The 18833-nt window shown below is 71.5% G+C and carries 15 protein-coding genes; 7 read left to right on the top strand and 8 right to left on the bottom strand.

Annotated features, from left to right (window positions below; all coding sequences use genetic code 11):
• Positions 1–34: 34 nt before the first annotated feature.
• Positions 35–241, bottom strand: coding sequence for a DUF397 domain-containing protein (locus BZL64_RS18325; protein WP_073494491.1), 207 nt, complete (start codon positions 239–241; stop codon positions 35–37).
• The gene (locus BZL64_RS18320) at positions 238–1086 is read right to left on the bottom strand and encodes a helix-turn-helix domain-containing protein (protein ID WP_086770271.1); all 849 of its coding nucleotides are present in this window, start codon (positions 1084–1086) and stop codon (positions 238–240) included. The genes BZL64_RS18325 and BZL64_RS18320 overlap by 4 nt, the downstream gene beginning before the upstream one ends.
• 137 nt (positions 1087–1223) lie before the next feature.
• Here BZL64_RS18320 and BZL64_RS18315 point away from each other — a divergent pair, with 137 nt between their 5' ends.
• The 3 genes from BZL64_RS18315 (at position 1224) to BZL64_RS18305 (ending at position 5601) form a co-directional block, all read left to right on the top strand.
• A complete protein-coding gene (locus BZL64_RS18315; protein ID WP_086770270.1) occupies positions 1224–1676 on the top strand; it encodes an ATP-binding protein in 453 nt (150 codons plus the stop codon).
• A 99-nt stretch (positions 1677–1775) separates the two neighbouring features.
• Positions 1776–3404 (top strand): serine/threonine-protein kinase, encoded by a 1629-nt coding sequence (locus BZL64_RS18310; protein WP_086770269.1) that lies wholly within the window; start codon positions 1776–1778, stop codon positions 3402–3404.
• Positions 3405–3453: 49 nt separating this feature from the next.
• The gene (locus BZL64_RS18305) at positions 3454–5601 is read left to right on the top strand and encodes a UvrD-helicase domain-containing protein (RefSeq protein WP_086770268.1); all 2148 of its coding nucleotides are present in this window, start codon (positions 3454–3456) and stop codon (positions 5599–5601) included.
• Positions 5602–5817: 216 nt separating this feature from the next.
• On the opposite strand, the gene BZL64_RS18300 is transcribed toward BZL64_RS18305, so the two are convergent.
• The 6 genes from BZL64_RS18300 to BZL64_RS18275 form a co-directional block, all read right to left on the bottom strand.
• A complete protein-coding gene (locus BZL64_RS18300; RefSeq protein ID WP_086770267.1) occupies positions 5818–7176 on the bottom strand; it encodes a GH1 family beta-glucosidase in 1359 nt (452 codons plus the stop codon).
• 29 nt (positions 7177–7205) lie between these two features.
• Positions 7206–8045: a carbohydrate ABC transporter permease gene (locus tag BZL64_RS18295; RefSeq protein WP_086770266.1), complete on the bottom strand. Its 840-nt coding sequence runs from the start codon at positions 8043–8045 to the stop codon at positions 7206–7208.
• A 28-nt stretch (positions 8046–8073) separates the two neighbouring features.
• Entirely contained in the window at positions 8074–9063 is a 990-nt protein-coding gene (locus tag BZL64_RS18290; protein ID WP_086770276.1) for a carbohydrate ABC transporter permease, read from the bottom strand.
• A 5-nt stretch (positions 9064–9068) separates the two neighbouring features.
• On the bottom strand, positions 9069–10388 hold the full coding sequence (locus BZL64_RS18285) for an ABC transporter substrate-binding protein (protein ID WP_086770265.1): 1320 nt from the start codon (positions 10386–10388) through the stop codon (positions 9069–9071).
• 580 nt (positions 10389–10968) lie between these two features.
• On the bottom strand, positions 10969–13017 hold the full coding sequence (fusA, locus tag BZL64_RS18280; protein WP_086770264.1) for an elongation factor G: 2049 nt from the start codon (positions 13015–13017) through the stop codon (positions 10969–10971).
• A gap of 442 nt (positions 13018–13459) precedes the next feature.
• Positions 13460–14158 (bottom strand): nucleotidyltransferase domain-containing protein, encoded by a 699-nt coding sequence (locus BZL64_RS18275; protein WP_086770263.1) that lies wholly within the window; start codon positions 14156–14158, stop codon positions 13460–13462.
• Positions 14159–14760: 602 nt separating this feature from the next.
• Between BZL64_RS18275 and BZL64_RS18270 the strand changes: the two genes are divergently transcribed.
• From BZL64_RS18270 to BZL64_RS18255, 4 genes are all read left to right on the top strand, one after another.
• Complete coding sequence (locus BZL64_RS18270; RefSeq protein ID WP_244205386.1) at positions 14761–15615, top strand: hypothetical protein; 855 nt, start codon at positions 14761–14763, stop codon at positions 15613–15615.
• Positions 15616–15778: 163 nt separating this feature from the next.
• A complete protein-coding gene (locus tag BZL64_RS18265; RefSeq protein ID WP_244205385.1) occupies positions 15779–16924 on the top strand; it encodes an NAD(P)/FAD-dependent oxidoreductase in 1146 nt (381 codons plus the stop codon).
• A complete protein-coding gene (locus BZL64_RS18260; RefSeq protein WP_086770261.1) occupies positions 16921–17220 on the top strand; it encodes a (2Fe-2S)-binding protein in 300 nt (99 codons plus the stop codon). Before BZL64_RS18265 ends, BZL64_RS18260 begins: the two co-directional genes overlap by 4 nt.
• A complete protein-coding gene (locus tag BZL64_RS18255; RefSeq protein ID WP_086770260.1) occupies positions 17213–18652 on the top strand; it encodes an FAD/NAD(P)-dependent oxidoreductase in 1440 nt (479 codons plus the stop codon). Before BZL64_RS18260 ends, BZL64_RS18255 begins: the two co-directional genes overlap by 8 nt.
• Positions 18653–18833 lie beyond the last annotated feature (181 nt).

Raw genomic sequence — 18833 nt, 5'->3', positions numbered from 1 at the left:
CGCACCGGGCCCCGCTCGTCGTACGTCCGCCGAGTCAGCGTCCGGCGGCCATCCGCATGAAACCGCCCCATGCTTCGGTTCCGAACGCCAGCCTGGCCACTGCGGGCCGCTTCGAATCCCTGACGAGGACGGCTCCGGAGACTGCGGCGACCTCGACGCATTCGCCACCGTTGCCCGTGCTGTAGCTGCTCTTTGTCCAAGCGGCCTCGGGCACAGCCGTCTTGCTGTGCTGCACGCTCATGTGTCTCCCATCAGTTTCTCGATGAACGCCACTGACTCGCTCGGTGTCAGCGCCTGTGATCGGAGGATGCCATAGCGGGCTTCAAGCGTGCGCACGTACCCGGCGTCGGTGTAGAGACGGCTGTGATCCTGAACTTCCGCGTACGCAACACGCTGGCCCTTGTCGGTATCGATCAACGAGAAGGGGCCGCCCAAAGCGGCGTTGTCCTCACGTTCGATCGGCATGACCTGCACCTCCACACTTCTAGACTGGCTGGTGAGAAGGATTTGTTCCAGCGTCTCGCGCATGACATTCGCACCGCCGATCGGCCTGCGCAGCACCGCCTCCTCGATGACGAAGCTCACCAGGGGAGCGGGGCGTCGGCCGAAGATCGCCTGACGCACCATGCGCGCCTCAAGTCGCTGCTCGATCACTTCGTCGTCCAGCAGCGGCCGCTCCATGTGGAAGACGGCACGCGCATAGTCTTCGGTCTGCAACAGACCAGGCACCGCGTACACCGCGTACAGGTTGAGGGCGGCTGCCCTGGCTTCAAGGCGAGCCATGTCCCGGAAGAACGCCGGATACTGAGCCTTGGCCACCTCCTCCTTCAAAGCCAACAACAACCCCCCAGCCCCCAGCACCTCATCCGCCTGCTCGATGAACCGGGCCTGCGGGATGCGCCTCCCCTGCTCGATCGACGCCACCGTGTCCGCCGAGTAGCCGACCCGCCTGCCGAACTCGGTCCGCTCCAGCCCCGCCTGCACCCGGAGCAGCTTCAACTGCCGTCCGAACGCGGTCACCACGCCGGTGCCCGCCTCGTCCTCCGGCCGCTGCGCCGCCTCCTCGCCCCTCGCCGTCACCGTCACCGTTCCTGCCGCCCTTCCCCCGAGTCCGTCCGTCCGCCGTACGCATGCGTACAACGCCCGCGCACGCCAGGTACGAAGGATTGGCGTCAGCGCGTCACCACTGGTCACGCTACGCCACGAAGCGCGACCGTGAGTGCATGACCGCAACACAACCACCCGTCACAGCGCACCGGTTCGCGATGCGCTTCAGCTCCACTCCCCGCGGCGCCCGCCTCGCCCGACGACTGTGCGGACACCGGCTCGACGACTGGGGCATCCCGTACGGCAGCGAGCGGCACGACGCCGTCACGCTCGTCGTGGCGGAGCTGTGCGCGAACGCCGTACGGCACGGGCATGTGGCCGGCCGGGACTTCCACGTCCTCCTCACCGCCGACCCGGCCGCCGCGACCGTACGCGTCGAAGTGAGCGACACCCGCGGTGAACGTCTCCCCCGCATCCCCTCCGGCGCGCCGACGGACGGCTGCGGAGACGGCGGGCGCGGGCTGCTGCTCGTCGAGGCGCTGGCCGACCGGTGGGGCTGTGCCGCACGCGCCGAGGGCGGTCCGGGCAAGACGGTGTGGGCGGAGTGCGTCACGCCCGGCCTGACCTGATGACGTAGGCCATGACGTAGATGGCCCGCGATCCGGCTGGACGCGCCCGACCCGTACCGGGGAAACTGATCCCCGACCACAACACGGGGCGGGGGCCAGGTGCCGGACGGACGGCGGATCGCGGGACGCTACGAGCTGCTCGAACAGTTCGGCCAGGGTGGCATGGGGGACGTGTGGCGGGGTTACGACGCCGTCCTGGACCGGCCGGTCGCCGTGAAACTGATCCGCCCCCAGGCCGTGACGTCACCGCACCTGGCGGAGGAGTTCGAGAAGCGGTTCAAGCGCGAGGCACGGATCACCGCGCGGATCCAGCACCCCGGCGTACCACAGGTGTACGACGCCGTGCTCGACGAGTCGTACGAGCAACTGTTCCTCGTGATGGAGCTGGTCGACGGGGTGCCGCTGACCGCGTACGTGCACCCGGACGAGGACCTCCCCGTGAGCTGGGCGGTGGCGGTGGCGGCGCAGGTGGCGACCGTGCTGTCGTACGCGCACGACGTACCCGTGGTGCACCGGGACCTGAAGCCGGGCAACATCCTCGTCGCGCGGGACGGCACCGTGAAGGTGCTGGACTTCGGCATCGCGGCGATCCTGCAGACGGACGTCACGCGGCTGACCGCGACCGGCAGCCCCATCGGGACGCACCAGTACATGGCGCCGGAACAGGTGCGCGGCGGGCGGGTCACGCCGCGCACCGACCTGTACGCGCTGGGGTGCGTCCTGCACGAACTGCTCTGCGGGCGACCGCTGTTCAGCGGAGACGGCGAGTTCCACCTGATGATGCAGCACGTCAACGCGACACCGACGCCGTTGCGGCAACTGCGGGCCGGCGTCCCGGAGGAACTCGAAGCACTCGTGCTGCACCTGCTGCGCAAGGCACCCGAGGCGCGTCCCGCGGACGTGCAGGAGGTGTACGAGCGGCTGCGGCCCTTCCTGCCCGCGCCCGGCGAGGAAGCCGTGCCGGACGAGTCGGGGCCTGCCGGGGCGCCCGATCCGACGGGCATCTTCCGCCGCCCCTACGCGCCCCGCTCGCGCGCCGGTGCGGCGAACGCGCTGCGCGCCGCACCCGCCGCCGGGGCCGACGCGCCTGCGGCCGTTCCCGCCGCCGAGCGGGAGGCACTGCGGGAACAGATCCTCGAAGTGCACGCGCACTTCGCCGCGTTGATGGAGGAGGAGCGGTACGCGCAGGCCGCCGAGGTGGTGGGCGAGATGATCGAGCCGGCCGCGCGGGCCCTCGGCTCGGAGAGCAAGGCGGTGCTCGGACTGCGTCGGCGCCGGGCGTTCAGCCGTCAGCTGGCAGGCGACCACCGGGCCGCACTGCCCGAGTTCGAGGCGCTCGCCGACGCCTACGGGCGGGTCAGTGGCCCGAGCAGCGAGGACGCCCGGGACAGCCGCGCCCAGGCGGCCCGCTGCCGCGGCGAACTCGGCCAGGTCACCGAGGCCCTGGCGGGGCTGCACGGCGTCCTCGACGTCGTCCGCTCCGTGGACGGCGACGTGAGCGAGGAAGCGGTCGAACTGCGCCGCGACATCGGCATGTTGCTGCTCGCGCAGGGACGGGCGGTGGACGCGTACGGCATCCTTGATCCGCTCCACGCCGACCTGTGCATGGTGTTCGGACCGGACGACGAGCTCACGGCCGAAGTGGCCGAGACACTGGCCGTGATCCGTCTGGATCTCGACGGTGGCCCCATGGATCTCGACGGTGGCCCCGCCGGATCGCCCACCTGACCTGGCCCTTCCTTCCCGTCCCAGCCCGTCCGGACCATAGGATCCACCCATGCCGCAGCTTGCCTTCGACATCACGTTCTTCGCCGAACTCCCCAAGCTCCAGCCCACGGTCAGGAAGGGCGTCCTGGAAGCGTGGGAGAAGTTCGACCGGCTCACCCTCGATCAGCTCTTCAAGGATCCGGGGCTGAAACTGGAGAGCCTGACGCACGCGAACGACAAGCAGATCCGGACCATACGCATCGACCAGTTCTGGCGCGGCGTCGTCCTCGCCCCGACGACCGGGGACACCTTCGTCCTCCTGCGGGTCATGGCTCACGACAAGGCCATCGCCTGGGCGAAGAAGCAGAAGTCCAGCATCAACGAGGTGACGCGGGCCGTCGAGATCCGGGACGCGGCGACCCTGGACGCGATCACGCCGGCGTACGAACAGGTGGCGCGGACCTCGTCGAAGGCACGGCTGTTCGCGGCGTTCTCCGACGGAGACCTCCGCGCGCTGGGCATCGACGACGAAACCCTGCGGCAGGCCCGGTCGCTCGTCGACACGGAGCAACTGGAGATCTTCGCGCCGCTGCTGCCTCAGGACCAGCGGGAGGTGTTGCAGTACCTCGCGGCGGGCTGCACCGTCGAGGAGGTCTGGCAGGAGATCGTCGCGCCGGCCCTCCAGGCGTCGGCACAGCCCGTCGACACGCAGGACTACGAGACGGCGATCCGGCACACCCGCGCCCGCATCGCGCTCATCACAGCCCCCGAAGAGCTGCGGGACATCCTGGAGAAGCCCTTCGCGGCCTGGCGGATCTTCCTGCACCCCTCCCAGCGGAAGGTGGCCTACCGGGCCTCCTACTCGGGACCGGCGCAGGTCACCGGCGGGCCCGGCACCGGCAAGACCGTGGTCGCGCTGCACCGCGTCAAGCACCTGCTCGGGCACCTGCGTGACGGGGACCGCATCCTCCTCACGACGTACACCAACGCGCTCGTCAACGCGCTCCGCTCCGGACTGGAATCCCTGGTGGAGGACGCGGAACTGCGCGAGCGGGTGGACATCTCGACGGTGGACGGCTTCGCGAGCCGGGTCGTCGCCGAGGCCCCCGGCGCGGTGACACTGCGGCCGTTGATGCACAACGAGGAGGAGAGCCGCTGGGGCAAGGCGGCCAAGGCGACCGGATTCACCGGCAGCGCGCAGTTCCTCTCCCAGGAGTACCGGCACATCGTCCTCGCCCAGGACATCCGCACCCTGGCCGACTACGAGGCGGCGGACCGACGCGGTCGCGGCAGCCGGCTCACCGCCGCCGAACGCCCCCTGGTGTGGGAGACGATCGAGCGGTTCACGGCGGGCCTCGCGGCGGACGGCGCCCGCACCTGGCTCCAGACGTGCGCGCAGGCCGCCCGGCAATTGGAGGGGAAGGGTCCGCAGTACCGGCACGTGGTGGTGGACGAGGCCCAGGACCTGCACCCGGCGCAGTGGCGGCTGCTCCGCGCGGCCGTGCCCGCCCGCCCGGACGACCTGTTCATCGCGGGGGACCCGCACCAGCGCATCTACGACTCGAAGGTGTCGCTCAAGTCCCTCGGTATCAAGGTGACCGGCCGGTCGGTGAAGCTGCGCAAGAACTACCGCAGCACGCAGGAGATCCTGCGCTGGTCCACGGCACTGCTGATCGGCCGCCCGATCGCCCAACTGGAGGACGAGGGGCGCAACGACACCCTGCTCGGCTACCGTTCCGCCCTCCACGGCGACGGGCCCGCCCTGCACGCCGCGGCGACCGAGGAGGCCGAACTGGACGCGCTCGTCACCCAGGTACGGGCGTGGACGGACGCGGGGATCGGCGCCGGGCAGATCGGGGTCAGTGCCCGGTTCAACAAGACGTGCGCGAAGGCGGTGGCACGCCTGAAGGACGCCGGCATCCCCGCCGCCACCCTGCGTGCCGCGGACGCCGCCGGGGAGGTGACGACCGTCCGGGTCGGGACCATGCACTCGTTCAAAGGGCTGGAGTTCCGCTGTGTCGCGGTCATCGGCGTCACCGAGGACGCGCTGCCGTTCCCGAAGGCGGTCACGCCGCCCGACGTGGACGCCAAGCAGCACGAGACGGACCTGATGTCGGAACGCTGCCTGCTGTTTGTCGCCTGCACGCGGGCCCGCGACGGCCTGTACGTCTCCTGGTCCGGCGAGCCGAGCCCGTTCCTGGTGCAGGCCGGCGTGTGAGACGGGCTCGCTCGCCGGCCTGACACGGTTCCCAACGGGCGTTGAGCGACCAGGTCAACGGCCAGGAGTCGGATCTGGGGAGAGGCCGTGCGGTCCGCGGTGGACGCACTCGTCAGCCGTAACCGGTGCCGCCGCAGAGGCGACGGTCCCTGCCTCCCGGCGCACCAGGACCAGCACGCACACCGCACCCGCACGCGCCCCCTCCCCGCCCCCCCGTCAGGCGGCCTTCGCCACTCCCTCCCGGTGTCTGCGGATGAGGTCCGCGTAGTGGCGTCCGGTGCCCTTGATCGTGCGGGTCTGGGTGCGGTAGTCGACGTGGACCAGGCCGAAGCGCTTGTCGTAGCCGTACGCCCACTCGAAGTTGTCCAGCAGCGACCATGCGAAGTATCCGGCGAGCGGGGCCCCCTTGCGGGCGGCGGAGGCGCAGGCAGCGAGGTGCTCGGTGAGGTAGGCCTGGCGCTCGGGGTCGTCGACGGTGCCGTCGGGGCGGACGACGTCCGGATAGGCGGAACCGTTTTCCGTGACGTACAGGCGGCGGGCGCCGTACTCGTCGGTCAGGCGCAGCAGCAGTGCCTCGATGCCGCTCGGGTCGACCTCCCAGTCCATCCCGGTGCGCGGGACGCCTTCGCGGCGTACGGAACGGGCGTACGGGGCGGGCCCTCGGGGATCGTCGGTGACGGTCGCCGGGAAGTAGTAGTTCAGGCCCAGCCAGTCGAGCGGCGCGGCGATGACCTCCAAGTCGCCTGCGCGCTCTGGGAGTTCGACGCCATACACCTCGCGCATGTCGGCCGGGAAGCCGCGGCCGTGGACCGGGTCGAGCCACCAGCGGTTGGTGTGGCCGTCCACCCGGCGGGCGGCGGCGAGGTCCTCGGGCCGGTCGCTCGCGGGGTGGACGGTGGAGAGGTTGTTGACGATGCCGACCTCGGCGCCGGGCGCCGCCGCACGGATCGCCTGTACGGCGAGACCGTGGCCGAGGAGCAGATGGTAGGAAGCGCGCACGGCGGCCGTCAGGTCGGTCAGGCCGGGGGCCATCGTGCCTTCGAGGTGGCCGATCCACGCCGAGCACAGCGGTTCGTTGAGGGTGGTCCACTGGGAGACCCGGTCGCCCAGCCGAGCTGCGACCACCGACGCGTACGCGGCGAAGTGCTCGGCGGTGTCGCGCTCGGGCCAGCCGCCGCGGTCCTGGAGCACCTGCGGCAGGTCCCAGTGGTAGAGGGTGACGGACGGGGTGATGCCGGCGGCCAGCAACGTGTCGACCAACTCGTCGTAGAACGCGAGGCCCTTGGGGTTGGCCGGGCCGTCGCCGCCGGGCATCACGCGCGGCCAGGCGATCGACATCCGGTAGGCGTTCGTGCCCAGTCGGCGCATCAGGGCGATGTCCTCGCGCCAGCGGTGGTAATGGTCGCAGGCGATGTCGCCGTGGTCGTCGCCGGCGATCTTTCCCGGAGTGTGCGAGAAGGTGTCCCAGATCGACGGCGAACGGCCGTCCTCCGCCACGGCTCCCTCGATCTGGTAGGCCGAGGTGGCCGTGCCCCACAGAAAGTCGTGCGGGAGTGCGGCGAAATCGATGGTCACAGAAGTCCCTTCACAGTCACGGAGGTTGTTCACTTCACCGCTCCCGCCGTCAGACCGGCCACGAGGTAGCGCTGCAGGAGGAGGAAGCCGGCCACCACGGGCACGCTGACGACCAGCGAGGCGGCCATGATCTGGTTCCAGTACACGTCGTTGAGGGTGGAGTAGCCCTGGAGTCCGACGGCGAGGGTGCGGGTCGTGTCGTTGGTCATGACGGAGGCGAACAGCACCTCGCCCCAGGCGGTCATGAAGGAGTAGACGGAGACGGCGACGATGCCGGGGATCGCGGCCGGCACGACGATGCGGAACAGCGCCCCGAGCGGGCCGCAGCCGTCCACCAGTGCCGCCTCGTCCAGGTCGCGCGGCACCGAGTCGAAGTACCCGATGAGCATCCAGATGGAGAAGGGGAGGGAGAAGGTGAGGTACGTCAGGATCAGCCCGCCGCGCGAACCGAACAGGGCGATGCCGGTGGCGTTGCCGATGTTGACGTAGAGGAGGAACAGCGGGAGGAGGAAGAGGATGCCGGGGAACATCTGCGTGGACAGGACGGTCACCGTGAAGGTGCGTTTTCCGCGGAAGTCGTAGCGGCTCACCGCGTAGGCGCTGAACACGGCGATCACCACCGAGCAGACCGTCGCCGCGCCCGCCACGATCAGCGAGTTCACGAAGTAGCGGGCGAGCGGCACGGTCGACCAGATGTCGATGTACGGCCGTATCGTCAGGTCGCTGGGCAGCCAGCGGAACGTGCCCGAGACGTCCGCGAGGGGCTTGAGGGAACTGGAGATCATCACGTACACCGGCACCAGGACGAAGCCGCTGAGCAGGGTGAGGAAGATCCGCCGGAACCACAGGAACGAACGCGGCGGCGCCATGGGCGAGCGGGGTGTCGCCCGGTGAAGGTCAGGCATCGGCGGGCCTCCGTCCGCGCGAGGTGACGGCGAGGTATACACCGGTCACGATCAGCAGGAACAGCAGCAACAGGACCGACATGGCGGAACCCGCGCCGAAGTTCCAGGTGACGAACGAAGCCTGGTAGATGTGGACCGAGACGAGGTCGGCGGCCTCCGGAGCGGCCTTGCCGAACAGGACGTAGGGCGTGTTGAAGTCGTTGAACGTCCACAGGAACAGCACCAGTACCAGGACCTGGTTCACCGCGCTCAGCGACGGCAGGGTGATCCGGCGGATCTGCTGCCACACGCCGGCACCGTCCAGGGCCGCCGCCTCGTACAGCTCGCGCGGAATGTTCTGCAGGCCCGCCATGACGATGAGGAAGGCGAACGGCCAGCCCTTCCACACGGAAACGGTGAGCAACGCGTAGAAGCTGTTGTCGCCGATCAGCCAGAACGACGGCTTGTCGGTGAGGTGCAGCTGATCGTGCAGGACGTGGTTCACCAGGCCGTTGTCGTGCTGGAACATGAACACCCAGGTGATGACGGCCGCGTAGACCGGCAGGGCGTACGGCACCAGGAACAGCGCGCGCAGCAGGCCGCGACCGCGGAACGTGTCCTGCATGGAGATCGCCGCGGCCGTGCCGATCAGCCAGCACAGGCCCACCGACAGCAGGGTGAAGGCGACGGTGACGAGGAACGAGTGCAACAGGGCTTCGCCGACCGGGGCGTTGAAGTCCACCGACATCGCGTAGTTGTCGAGTCCGGCCCAGGGGGCGGTGCCCCAGTCGCGGATGTAGAACTGGGTGAGTTCCTTGAAGCTCATCACGATGCCGATGACCATCGGCACCAGATGGACGAGGAGTTCGAGGATCAGGGCGGGCAGAAGCAGCAGGTAGGGCAGTCCGATACGGCGGATCCGCCCAGGGCGGCGGCGGGGGCCGTCCGCCTCCCCGGGAGAGTCCTTGCGCACGGCGGCCTGCTCGGTGACCGTGGTCGTCATCACGCTCACTTCGTCGGCATCTGCTGCTGGGCCTTCTCCAGGCGGGCCTTCACCGACTCGGTGGTCACCGCCCGTCCGGCGGCCGCTTCGGCGAACAGCTCCTTCACGGCCGTACCGACCACCGTCTCGAACTGCGACTCGTCGGCGACCTGCGGGAGCGCGGCGGCGCTCTTGGCGAGGGTGTCCTTCAGGACGGCGTTGGCGGGGGTGTTGAAGGCCGGGTCCGCCTGCGCGGCGGCGACCGGCGGGATGGAGCTGTAGGCCTTGTTGAGGATCTTCTGCTCCTCGTCGCTCGTCATGAACTTCACGAACTTCGTGGCGCCGTCGAGGTTGTCGGTGTTCTTGAAGACGGCCAGGTTGATGCCGGCGACCATCGAGTTGACCTGTGCGCCGGTGCCGGGGGTGCCGGACCGCACGGGCACGGGAGCGATACCGTACTTGTCCTCGTCCATGCCCTGGGACTTGAGGTTGGCGGAGGCCGACTGCCAGAGCAGGAACGCCGTCCTGCCCTTGGCGAAGTCGCTCACGGACTGGTTCTGCGCGTACTCGGCGTTGCCTTCCGGGATGGCCTTGTCCTTCGCCATCAGGTCGACGTACTGCTTGACCGCGCTCACCGCGCCGTCGGAGGTGAAGTCGGGCTTGCCGTCGGCGGTGAAGAAGTCCACGCCGTGCTGCTTGGCGAAGGTGAAGACGTGGTGGACGTTCTCGGAGACGTTCGCCCCCTCGGCGCCCAGGACCTGCTTGCCCTTGGCCTGGATCTTCTTGCCGTCGGCGACCAGCTGGTCCCAGGTGGCAGGGGGCCCGGATATCCCCGCGTCGGCGAGGAGTTGCTTGTTGTAGTAGAGCGCGTACGCCATCGAGTACAGCGGCACCGCGGCCGGGTCCTGGCCCTGCGTGCCCGTGGAGCCGAGCGCCGACTCCACGAACCGGTCCTTGCCGCCGATCTTGGCGAAGTTCGCGTCGTCCCAGGGCAGCAGTCCGCCGGTCGCCTGGAGCGAGGCCGACCAGGTGTTGCCGATGTTCAGGACGTCGGGGCCCTGCCCGGAGGTGGTGGCGGTGAGGATCCGGTTGAGCAGGTCGGACCAGGGCACGACCTCCAGTTTCACCTTGATCCCGGTCTCCTTCTCGAACTTGTCGAGTTCCGGCTGGAGGACCTTCTTGTCGATCTCGATGCTGGCGCCCTGGTTCGACGCCCAGTACGTCAGTTCCTTCGGCGAGTCGTCGGACCCGCCCCCGTCCGTCGACGATCCGCCGCCGCAGGCCGTCACGGCCAGGGCGAGTGACATCACGACGGCGCCTGCGGCCGCGGCTCGGATGGTGCGCATGGGTCGGCTCCCGGTCTGTCATCAAGGCTTAATTTAGAGCGTGATTTAAACCTCGGAAGCGAGCGTCGTCAAGAGTTTCGACAAGGTTCGACAAGGGTCGTGCAACTCGGGGGCGGGTCGTGGCACGGCTGCCGGGAACCGTCTTCGCCGGGGTTTGCGGCAGCCACCTTCGCGGCGGTTTGCGGCACCGTCTTTTCTGCCGTTTCCGGCAGCCACCTTCACGGCGGTTACCGGCACCGTCTTCGCTGCGGTATGCGGCACCGGTTTCCCGTACCGCTTCGGCGGCGCCTTCGTCACCCGCTTCGACGCCGCCCCGTTTCGGCGGCGTCTTCGTCACCCGTTTCGGCGGCGCCCCGTTTCGGCGGCGTCTTCGTCACCCGTTTCGACGCCGCCCCGTTTCGGCGGCGTCTTCGTCACCCGTTTCGGCGGCGCCCCGTTTCGGCGGCGTCTTCGTCACCCGTTTCGGCGGCGCCCCGTTTCGACGGCGTCTTCGTCACCCGCTTCGGCGGCGCCCCGTTTCGACGGCGCCGTCGCGCGTACGCCCCGGAGGGTGCTCCCTCCGGGGCGTACGCGATGTGTCCTACGGTGCCGTCGTCAGCGCCGCCGGCGCCGGGGCGTACCCCGTCGGCCGGGCCGTGAAGGTGCCGCGGCCCTGGGTGCGGCTGCGCAGCCGGGTGGCGTAGCCGAACAGTTCCGCGAGCGGCACGGTGGCGGTCACCACGGCCGCGCCGCCGCGCACCTCGGAACCGGTCACCCGGCCGCGCCGGGCGGCGAGGTCACCGAGGACCCCGCCCACGGCGTCCTCGGGCACCGTGACCGTGACTTCCACAACCGGTTCCAGCAACACCATCGTGCAAGCCCGCAGGGCCTCGCGGAGACCGAGCCGGCCCGCCGTACGGAAGGCCATCTCGGAGGAGTCCTTCACATGGGTCGCCCCGTCGGTCAGCGTCACCCGCAGCCCGGTCACCGCGTGCCCGCCGAGGGGGCCCTCGGCGAGGGCGTCCCGGCAGCCGGCCTCGACGGCACGGACGTACTCCTGCGGCACCCGTCCGCCGACCACGGCGGACCGGAACTCGAACCCGCCCTCCAGCGGCTCCACATCGAGCACTACATGCGCGAACTGTCCTGCGCCCCCGTCCTGTTTGACGTGCCGGAAGACCAGTGCGGACACGCCGCGGCCCACCGTCTCCCGATAGGTGACGCGCGGCCGGCCGACGTTGACCTCCAGGCCCAGGGCGCGGCGGATCTTCTCCACCGCGACCTCCAGGTGCAGTTCACCCATGCCCGAGAGCACGGTCTGGCCGGTCTCGGCGTCGGTGTGCACCGTGAGCGACGGGTCCTCCTCGGCGAGCCGGGCGAGGGCCGAGGCCAGCCGGTCCGCGTCGGTGCCGCGCCGCGGCTCGACCGCCACGGAGACGACGGGGTCGGCGACCCCGGGCGGTTCGAGGACCAGCGGGGCGTCCGGCGCGCACAGGGTCGAGCCCGCGCGGGCCGCCTTCAGCCCGATCACGGCCACGATGTCCCCGGCGACGGCGCGGTCCAGCTGGGCGTGCCGGTCGGCCTGGACCCGCAGGATCCGGCCGACGCGCTCGCCGCGGCCGGCGCTCGCGTCCCATACCGCGTCTCCCTTCTCGATCGTTCCGGAGTAGACCCGCAGGTAGGTGAGCCTGCCGGTGGGGGTGGCGTTGACCTTGAACGCGAGCGCCGCGAACGGCGCGGCGGGGTCGGCCGGCCGTCGCTCGTCGACACCCTTGTGCATACCGCATACAGGCGGCACGTCCAGGGGCGACGGCAGATAGGCGACCACGGCGTCGAGCAGCGGCTCGATACCACGGTTGCGGTAGGCGGAGCCGCACAGCACGACCACACCGTCGCCGGTGCGGGTCAGGTCGCGCAGGGCCCCGGCGAGCGTCGCGGCCGAGAGCGTCTCACGGTCGCAGAACTCCTCCAGGGCGGCGGGATGCCGTTCCGCCACCGCTTCCTCCAGCAGCCGCCGGCGCCGCAGCGCCTCCTCACGCAGTTCTTCGGGCACGGGTCCTTCTACGGCCGTCTCGGCGCCGTCGTCCCAGGTCAGCGCGCGCATCCGGAGCAGGTCGACGACGCCGGCGAAGGCGTCCTCGGTGCCGATCGGAAGCTGGACGACGAGCGGGACGGGGTGCAGGCGTTCCCGGATGGACGTCACGGCCGCGTCGAGGTCGGCGCCCGTCCGGTCCAGCTTGTTGACGAACGCGATCCTCGGCACGCCGTGCCGGTCGGCCTGCCGCCACACGGACTCGCTCTGCGGCTCGACGCCCGCCACGGCGTCGAACACCGCCACCGCCCCGTCCAGCACCCGCAGCGAGCGTTCCACCTCGTCGGCGAAGTCGACGTGCCCGGGGGTGTCGATCAGGTTGATGCGGTGGCCGTCCCAGTCGCAGCTGACGGCCGCGGCGAAGATGGTGATCCCACGGTCGCGCTCCTGGGGGTCGAAGTCGGTGACGGTCGTGCCGTCGTGGACCTCGCCGCGCTTGTGCGTGGTCCCGGTGGCGAACAGGATCCGCTCCGTGACGGTGGTCTTGCCCGCGTCGACGTGGGCGAGGATGCCCAGGTTGCGGACGGCGGCGAGGTGACGGTCGAGGTTGTTGCGCACGGCCCGTGGCCTTTCGGGGTGTGACTCGTGAAAGGGGCGGCGCGATTTCTGACGGACGTCAGCCGACAGGGAACGTCGACCGGCATGTCAGCCGGGACGACAGCCGACTTGACGGCCGGATGCCGGCCGGCATGACGACAGAGCCGTGGCCCCGGCGGGAAGTCGCCGGGGCAGCTCTGTCGCGGGACTGGGTCTCGTCAGACCATCCGGTGTCGGCCGCGCCGCGGACACCGGACGGACGAGGACACGAGGATCACCTCGTAGCGGGAACGGGGAGCGGCGGCAGCGGTGTGGTCGCGCATGGCCGGGCTCCCCTCGTTCGTCGCGGTGCGGCGCTGCCCTGTTCGTGGGCGGCGTTCGATGGGCCGAGTGTAGGGAGGAACGGGCGGGCGCCGCACGTGTTTTTCCCAACGCCCTCGCGATCACCGGTCGAACCGGTTTCTCAGGAGCGGCCCGCTGACGGGTAGAAGTTCCGCCGCACCTTGCGCAGCCACCCGTCGGCGGCCCTCTCGTCGGGCTGCTCGGGCAGCACGCTGCGCGCCTCCTCGAACGCGGTCTCGTACCGGCGCAGCAGGGGAAGGGCGGTCTCGGGGTCGTCCGCCACCTGCTCGCCGAACCGGTGGAAGCTCTCCGGGTCGTCGACGCGGATGGTCAACTTCCCGGTGGTGTACAGCTCGTAGCCCTGCCCGCACAGTCGCTTGAGGTGCCGGGCGTGCTTGGCGGTCCGCTTGCGCGTGTCCGCGGAGAAGGAGCCGTCGCCACGGCCGAGCAGTCTGCGGAACTGCTGGGTGGCGTAGCCGAGGTAGGCGTCCCGGACGCGCCGGGCGCTCAGGAACGTCGTACGGATGTCCATGAGTTCGTCACCGAGCGGGGTGCGGACCTCGTACAACTCGTCGGGCAGCCAGACGAGTTCGGTGACGGTGGGGTTGCCGCCGAGCGCGAGACGGCACCACTTCGCGGCCTCGTGCAGGGTCCGGTCGGGTGCCGTGCTGACGTGGGACTCCTGCGGCGGGTGCAGGCCGTGCAACTCCTCGGTGGGCGCGGCGAACAGGCCGAGCCGGTCCACGTCGGAGCCGGCGTGCGCGAGCCCGTAGGCGGTCGAGCCGACGACGCCGGACAGCAGGATGTTCTGGACGCTCATGGGCTCCCCCGGTACGGCTCGGCCGACGCCGCGGGAACGCGGCGGGAGTCGCCATGATGCCCCGGCGACCCTCCTCGCCACCTCGCCTTTTCGCCCCGCCGCCGGCTCGGCCGAGCCCTCGGAGGGACCTCGCCGCGGGCGCGCCCGGCGCCCGGCCGAAGGTTTGCCGAGCAGCTCGCCGCAGGCTTCCGCCGCACCCTGCCGCAGGCTTCCGCGGTACGCCCCCGCGCGGGCCGTGTGCCCTCACCCGTATGACCCGCTGCGCTGGTCGCCTGGGCGGGCCGGTGGTGCGGTGGGAGGCAAGTGGGAGCCGCCCGGGGCACACGTGCGCCGGGAGCCCGTTCCGTCCTCAGGAGGCACACGTGATCACCCCTCGCCCGACCGGCCGCCCGTCCCGCACGGCGAATACCGCTGCCGCCGCACCGGACAATGCCGCACCGGACCAGGCCGCACCGGACAAGGCCACGCCGGGCCCGGTCGTCCCGGAGCCGGTCGTCCCCGACCCGGCCGCCCTTCGTGCGGCCACGCCCGTCGCCGCCCTACGCCGTGCGGCGGGCTGTCGGAGCCGCCCGGCCCGCCCGGCCCGCGTCCTGGCCGCCGCCATGGCCGCCGGCACGCTGCTCGCCACGGCGGCGTGCTCCAGCGGCGACGACGGTGCGGCGGCCGACTCGGAGACCGCCGCCGCGGTCGCCGAGCGGCCCCTCGCCGCGCAGACCACGCCCCCGTACCCCACCGCCACCGGATCGGTCAGCGCCACGCCGTCGGCGAGCGCCACCTCGCCGACCGCCACCACGTCGCCCGCCGCGCCCCTCTCGGAGGCCGGCGCCCGCAACGCGCTGATCACCGCGGCGGACATCGAGGACGACTGGGTCCAGGTCAAGGACCCGGAGTCCTGGCGCGACAAGCTGCTCATCGGGGAGGTCGACACGGCCCAGTTCGTCACCGGAAAGGCCGACGCGGCCGACTGTCAGCGCCTGGTGGACTCCCTCTACGACGAGACACTGCTCGGCAGTCCGTCCGGGGCGTCGGCGCTAAACGGGTTCCAGGAGGGCCAGTCCCGCCTGCTCTACCAGGTGGCCGCCTACGACAAGGCCGCGCTCGACAAGTCGATGGACTGGCTGGCCAAGCTGCCGGACACCTGCGACCAGTTCACCCTGACCGGCGGGGACAGCGGCGACCGTACCGTCCAGGTCGTCGAAGCCTCGCTGCCCAAGGAGGGCGACGCCCGGCAGGGGCTCACCGTGACCATGAAGGGCACCACCAACGGCGATCCGGTGACGCTCACCCTGGACGTCGCCGTCGTCCGCGTCGGCAACGACGCGATCACGATCACCAACGGCGGGCTCGACGGCGCCGACGAGGACACCACCAAGAAGGCCGTGGAGCAGGGCACCGATCGGCTCAAGGAGGTCCAGGCCGGCCGTACGCCGACCCCGACGCCGAGCAACCTCGACTGAACGGTCGACGGCGACCGGACGATCCCCGACCGGCAACCGGCAACCGCTCGGCCGAACGGCAGTGCTCCGTCGGCGTGTTCCCTCCACCAGCGCCATGTGACATATTACTGCCGTGGCCAACCAACCCTCCTCGTCCTATGACGTCGTGGTCGTCGGCGCCGGCATGATCGGTGCCGCCTGCGCGCTGTACGCGGTGCGTGCCGGACTGGACGTCGTCGTGGTGGACCGTGGTCCGGTGGCGGGCGGCACGACGGGAGCGGGCGAGGGCAACCTCCTCGTCTCCGACAAGGAACCGGGCCCGGAGCTGGAACTGGCCCTGTTGTCGAGCCGGTTGTGGCGCGAGATCACCGAGGACCGGCATCCGGACGAGGGCCGTCCACCCGACCGGGGCTTCGCCCGTGCCATCGAGTACGAGCCCAAGGGCGGCCTCGTCGTCGCCTCCACGCCGGAGGCACTCACCGCCCTCACGGCGCTGGCGGCGGGTCAGCGGGCCGCCGGTGTCGACGCGGCCCCCGTCACCGCCGATCAACTCCCCGAGCTGGAGCCGTACTTGGCGCCCGGCCTCGCGGGCGGTGTCCTGTATCCCCAGGACGCCCAGGTCATGCCCACCCTGGCCGCCGCGCACCTGCTGCGCGCCTCGGGCGCCCGGGTGGAGACCGGCCGTACGGTGACCGGCGTCCTGCGCGGCGCCGACGGGGCCGTACGGGGCGTACGGACCGAGCGCGGCGATCTCCTCGCGCCCGCCGTGGTGAACGCGGCCGGAACCTGGGGCGCGGAGGTCGCCGCGCTCGCCGGAGTCTCGCTGCCGGTCCTGCCGCGCCGCGGATTCGTGCTGGTCACCGAGCCGTTGCCGCGCCGGGTACGGCACAAGGTGTACTCCGCCGACTATGTGGCCGACGTCGCCAGCGACTCCGCCGGCCTGCAGACCTCCCCGGTCGTCGAGGGAACGGCGGCGGGGCCCGTGCTGATCGGTGCGAGCCGGGAACGGGTGGGCTTCGACCGGTCGTTCTCCCTGCCCGTCGTCCGGGCGCTGGCGGCGGGGGCGACCCGCCTGTTCCCGTTCCTGGAGCACGTCCGGGCGATACGCGCCTATTCCGGCTTCCGCCCCTACCTGCCCGACCATCTGCCGGCGATCGGTCCCGACCCGCGTGCGCCGGGCCTCTTCCACGCCTGCGGACACGAGGGAGCGGGCATCGGGCTGGCGACCGGCACCGGGCTCCTGATCGCACAGACGCTGACCGGCAAGGCGCCCGACCTGGACCTCGCCCCGTTCCGCCCCGACCGCTTCACCGAGGAGGCCGCGCCGTGAACCCCCTGGAACGGGCCGGGGCCCGCCCCGGTCCACCGTTCACCGTCACGTTCGACGGCCGGGAGATCGAGGCGCTGCCGGGGCAGACGGTGGCCGCCGCGCTCTGGGCGGTGGGCGTCGTCGCCTGGCGCACCACCCGTGAAGAGGGCCGCGCCCGCGGGGTGTTCTGCGGGATCGGCGTCTGCTTCGACTGTCTGGTGACCGTGGACGGCCGCCCCGGCCTGCGCGCCTGCCTGACCCCCGCCACACCGGGCACCGACATCCGTACGCAGGAAGGGACGGGCCACGATGACTGAGCGGCGGCCGGTGCTCGCGGTGATCGGCGCCGGTCCGGCGGGCCTCGCCGCCGCCCTGGCGGCCTCCGCGCGGGGAATGCGCGTGGTGCTCGTCGACTCCGCCGCGGAGCCGGGTGGCCAGTTCTACCGGCAGCCCGCGCCCGGCCTGGGCGCCCGTCGTCCGCAGGCCCTCCACCACCAGTGGCGAACCTGGGTACGCCTGCGCGACGGCCTCGCCGCCCACGTGACAGCCGGCCGCGTCACCCGCCTGAGTGACCATCATATCTGGTGCGTGGAAAGGGAGTCGGCGGGATTCGTCGTGCACGCGCTGCTCGGTTCGGAGCAGCGTGAGCCGGCGGCGGTCCGTGCCGACGGGGTGGTGCTGGCGACCGGCGGCTACGAGCAGGTGTGGCCGTTCCCCGGCTGGACCCTGCCCGGTGTGATCACCGCGGGCGGCGCCCAGGCCCTGCTCAAGGGCGGGCTGACGCTGCCCGGCCGCACGGTGGTGGTCGCCGGCACCGGCCCGCTGCTGCTCCCCGTGGCGACGGGCCTCGCCGCGGCGGGCGCCCACGTCACGGCCCTGGTGGAGTCGGCCGCCCCGACCACGCTCGTACGCCGGTCCGCGAACCCCAGGGACGCGGTACGCGGCGTACGTGCCCTGGCCGCTCAGCCCGGCAAACTCGCCGAGGCGGCCGGATACGTCGCTCAACTTCTCTGTCGCCGGGTCTCGGTGATGGTCCGTCAGGGCCTTGTCGAAGCTCACGGACGGGACCGGCTGGAGTCCGTCACCGTCGCCGCACTCGACCCCGAAGGCCGCCCGGTGCCCGGCACCGCACAGCGCCTGGCCTGTGACACCCTCGCCGTCGGACACGGCCTGCTGCCGCACACCGACCTCGCGGACGGACTCGGCTGCCTCCTCGACGGCGCCGGGGTGCGCGTCGACGACGAGCAGCGCACCGACGTCCCGGGCGTGTGGGCGGCCGGGGAGGCCACCGGCATCGGCGGCGCGGCCCTGTCCCTCGCCGAGGGCCACATCGCCGGCCGATCCGCCGCGGCACGCCTGCACGGCACCGAGCCCGACCCGCGCGCCTGGGCCCCGGCCGCCCGGAACCGTGCCCGGCTGCGGGCGTTCTTCGCCGAGGTGGAACGGGCGTACGCGGCGCCCGTGCGGTGGGCGGAGAACGTCACCGACGCGACGGTGGTGTGCCGGTGCGAGGAGGTCACGGCGGGTGCCGTCCGGGAGGCCGTCGGCTCGCTGGGCGCGGGCGATCTGCGGACCGTGAAGCTGCTGACACGGGCCGGAATGGGCTGGTGCCAGGGCCGGATGTGCGAGCCGGGTGTCGCGGGGGTCGCGGGCTGCGACCTCACCCCCGGCCGACGGCCGCTGGCCCGTCCCGTCCCCCTCGGAGTCCTGGCCGCACCCCCGCCACCGGAACCGGGGACGCACCCCTGACCCTCGCCGCGGAAGATCACCCACGCCACCCACCACCCACAGTGCTATGTCACACACCAGCGCACGGGCATGCACGACGCACCACGCGGCACACGCCGGCTCAGCTCCGAGAGAGGCAGACCCCCACATGACCACCACGATCCCCCGCCCCTGGCGCGGCGTCGAGGACGCCGCGCCAGGG

This window comes from Streptomyces bobili (genome assembly GCF_002154575.1).
GTDB classification, from domain to species: domain Bacteria; phylum Actinomycetota; class Actinomycetes; order Streptomycetales; family Streptomycetaceae; genus Streptomyces; species Streptomyces bobili.
The sequence above is the reverse complement of the archived record's forward strand: the minus strand, read 5'-3'. Positions and strand labels throughout refer to the sequence as shown.

Excerpts from the sequence above, each read along its gene's own strand:
- BZL64_RS18325 (WP_073494491.1), bottom strand. The coding sequence starts at position 241 with ATGAGCGTGCAGCACAGCAAGACGGCTGTGCCCGAGGCCGCTTGGACA.
- BZL64_RS18315 (WP_086770270.1), top strand. The coding sequence starts at position 1,224 with ATGACCGCAACACAACCACCCGTCACAGCGCACCGGTTCGCGATGCGC.
- BZL64_RS18305 (WP_086770268.1), top strand. The coding sequence starts at position 3,454 with ATGCCGCAGCTTGCCTTCGACATCACGTTCTTCGCCGAACTCCCCAAG.
- BZL64_RS18295 (WP_086770266.1), bottom strand. The coding sequence starts at position 8,045 with ATGGCGCCGCCGCGTTCGTTCCTGTGGTTCCGGCGGATCTTCCTCACC.
- BZL64_RS18290 (WP_086770276.1), bottom strand. The coding sequence starts at position 9,063 with ATGACGACCACGGTCACCGAGCAGGCCGCCGTGCGCAAGGACTCTCCC.
- BZL64_RS18285 (WP_086770265.1), bottom strand. The coding sequence starts at position 10,388 with ATGCGCACCATCCGAGCCGCGGCCGCAGGCGCCGTCGTGATGTCACTC.
- BZL64_RS18275 (WP_086770263.1), bottom strand. The coding sequence starts at position 14,158 with ATGAGCGTCCAGAACATCCTGCTGTCCGGCGTCGTCGGCTCGACCGCC.
- BZL64_RS18270 (WP_244205386.1), top strand. The coding sequence starts at position 14,761 with ATGGCCGCCGGCACGCTGCTCGCCACGGCGGCGTGCTCCAGCGGCGAC.
- BZL64_RS18265 (WP_244205385.1), top strand. The coding sequence starts at position 15,779 with ATGATCGGTGCCGCCTGCGCGCTGTACGCGGTGCGTGCCGGACTGGAC.
- BZL64_RS18255 (WP_086770260.1), top strand. The coding sequence starts at position 17,213 with ATGACTGAGCGGCGGCCGGTGCTCGCGGTGATCGGCGCCGGTCCGGCG.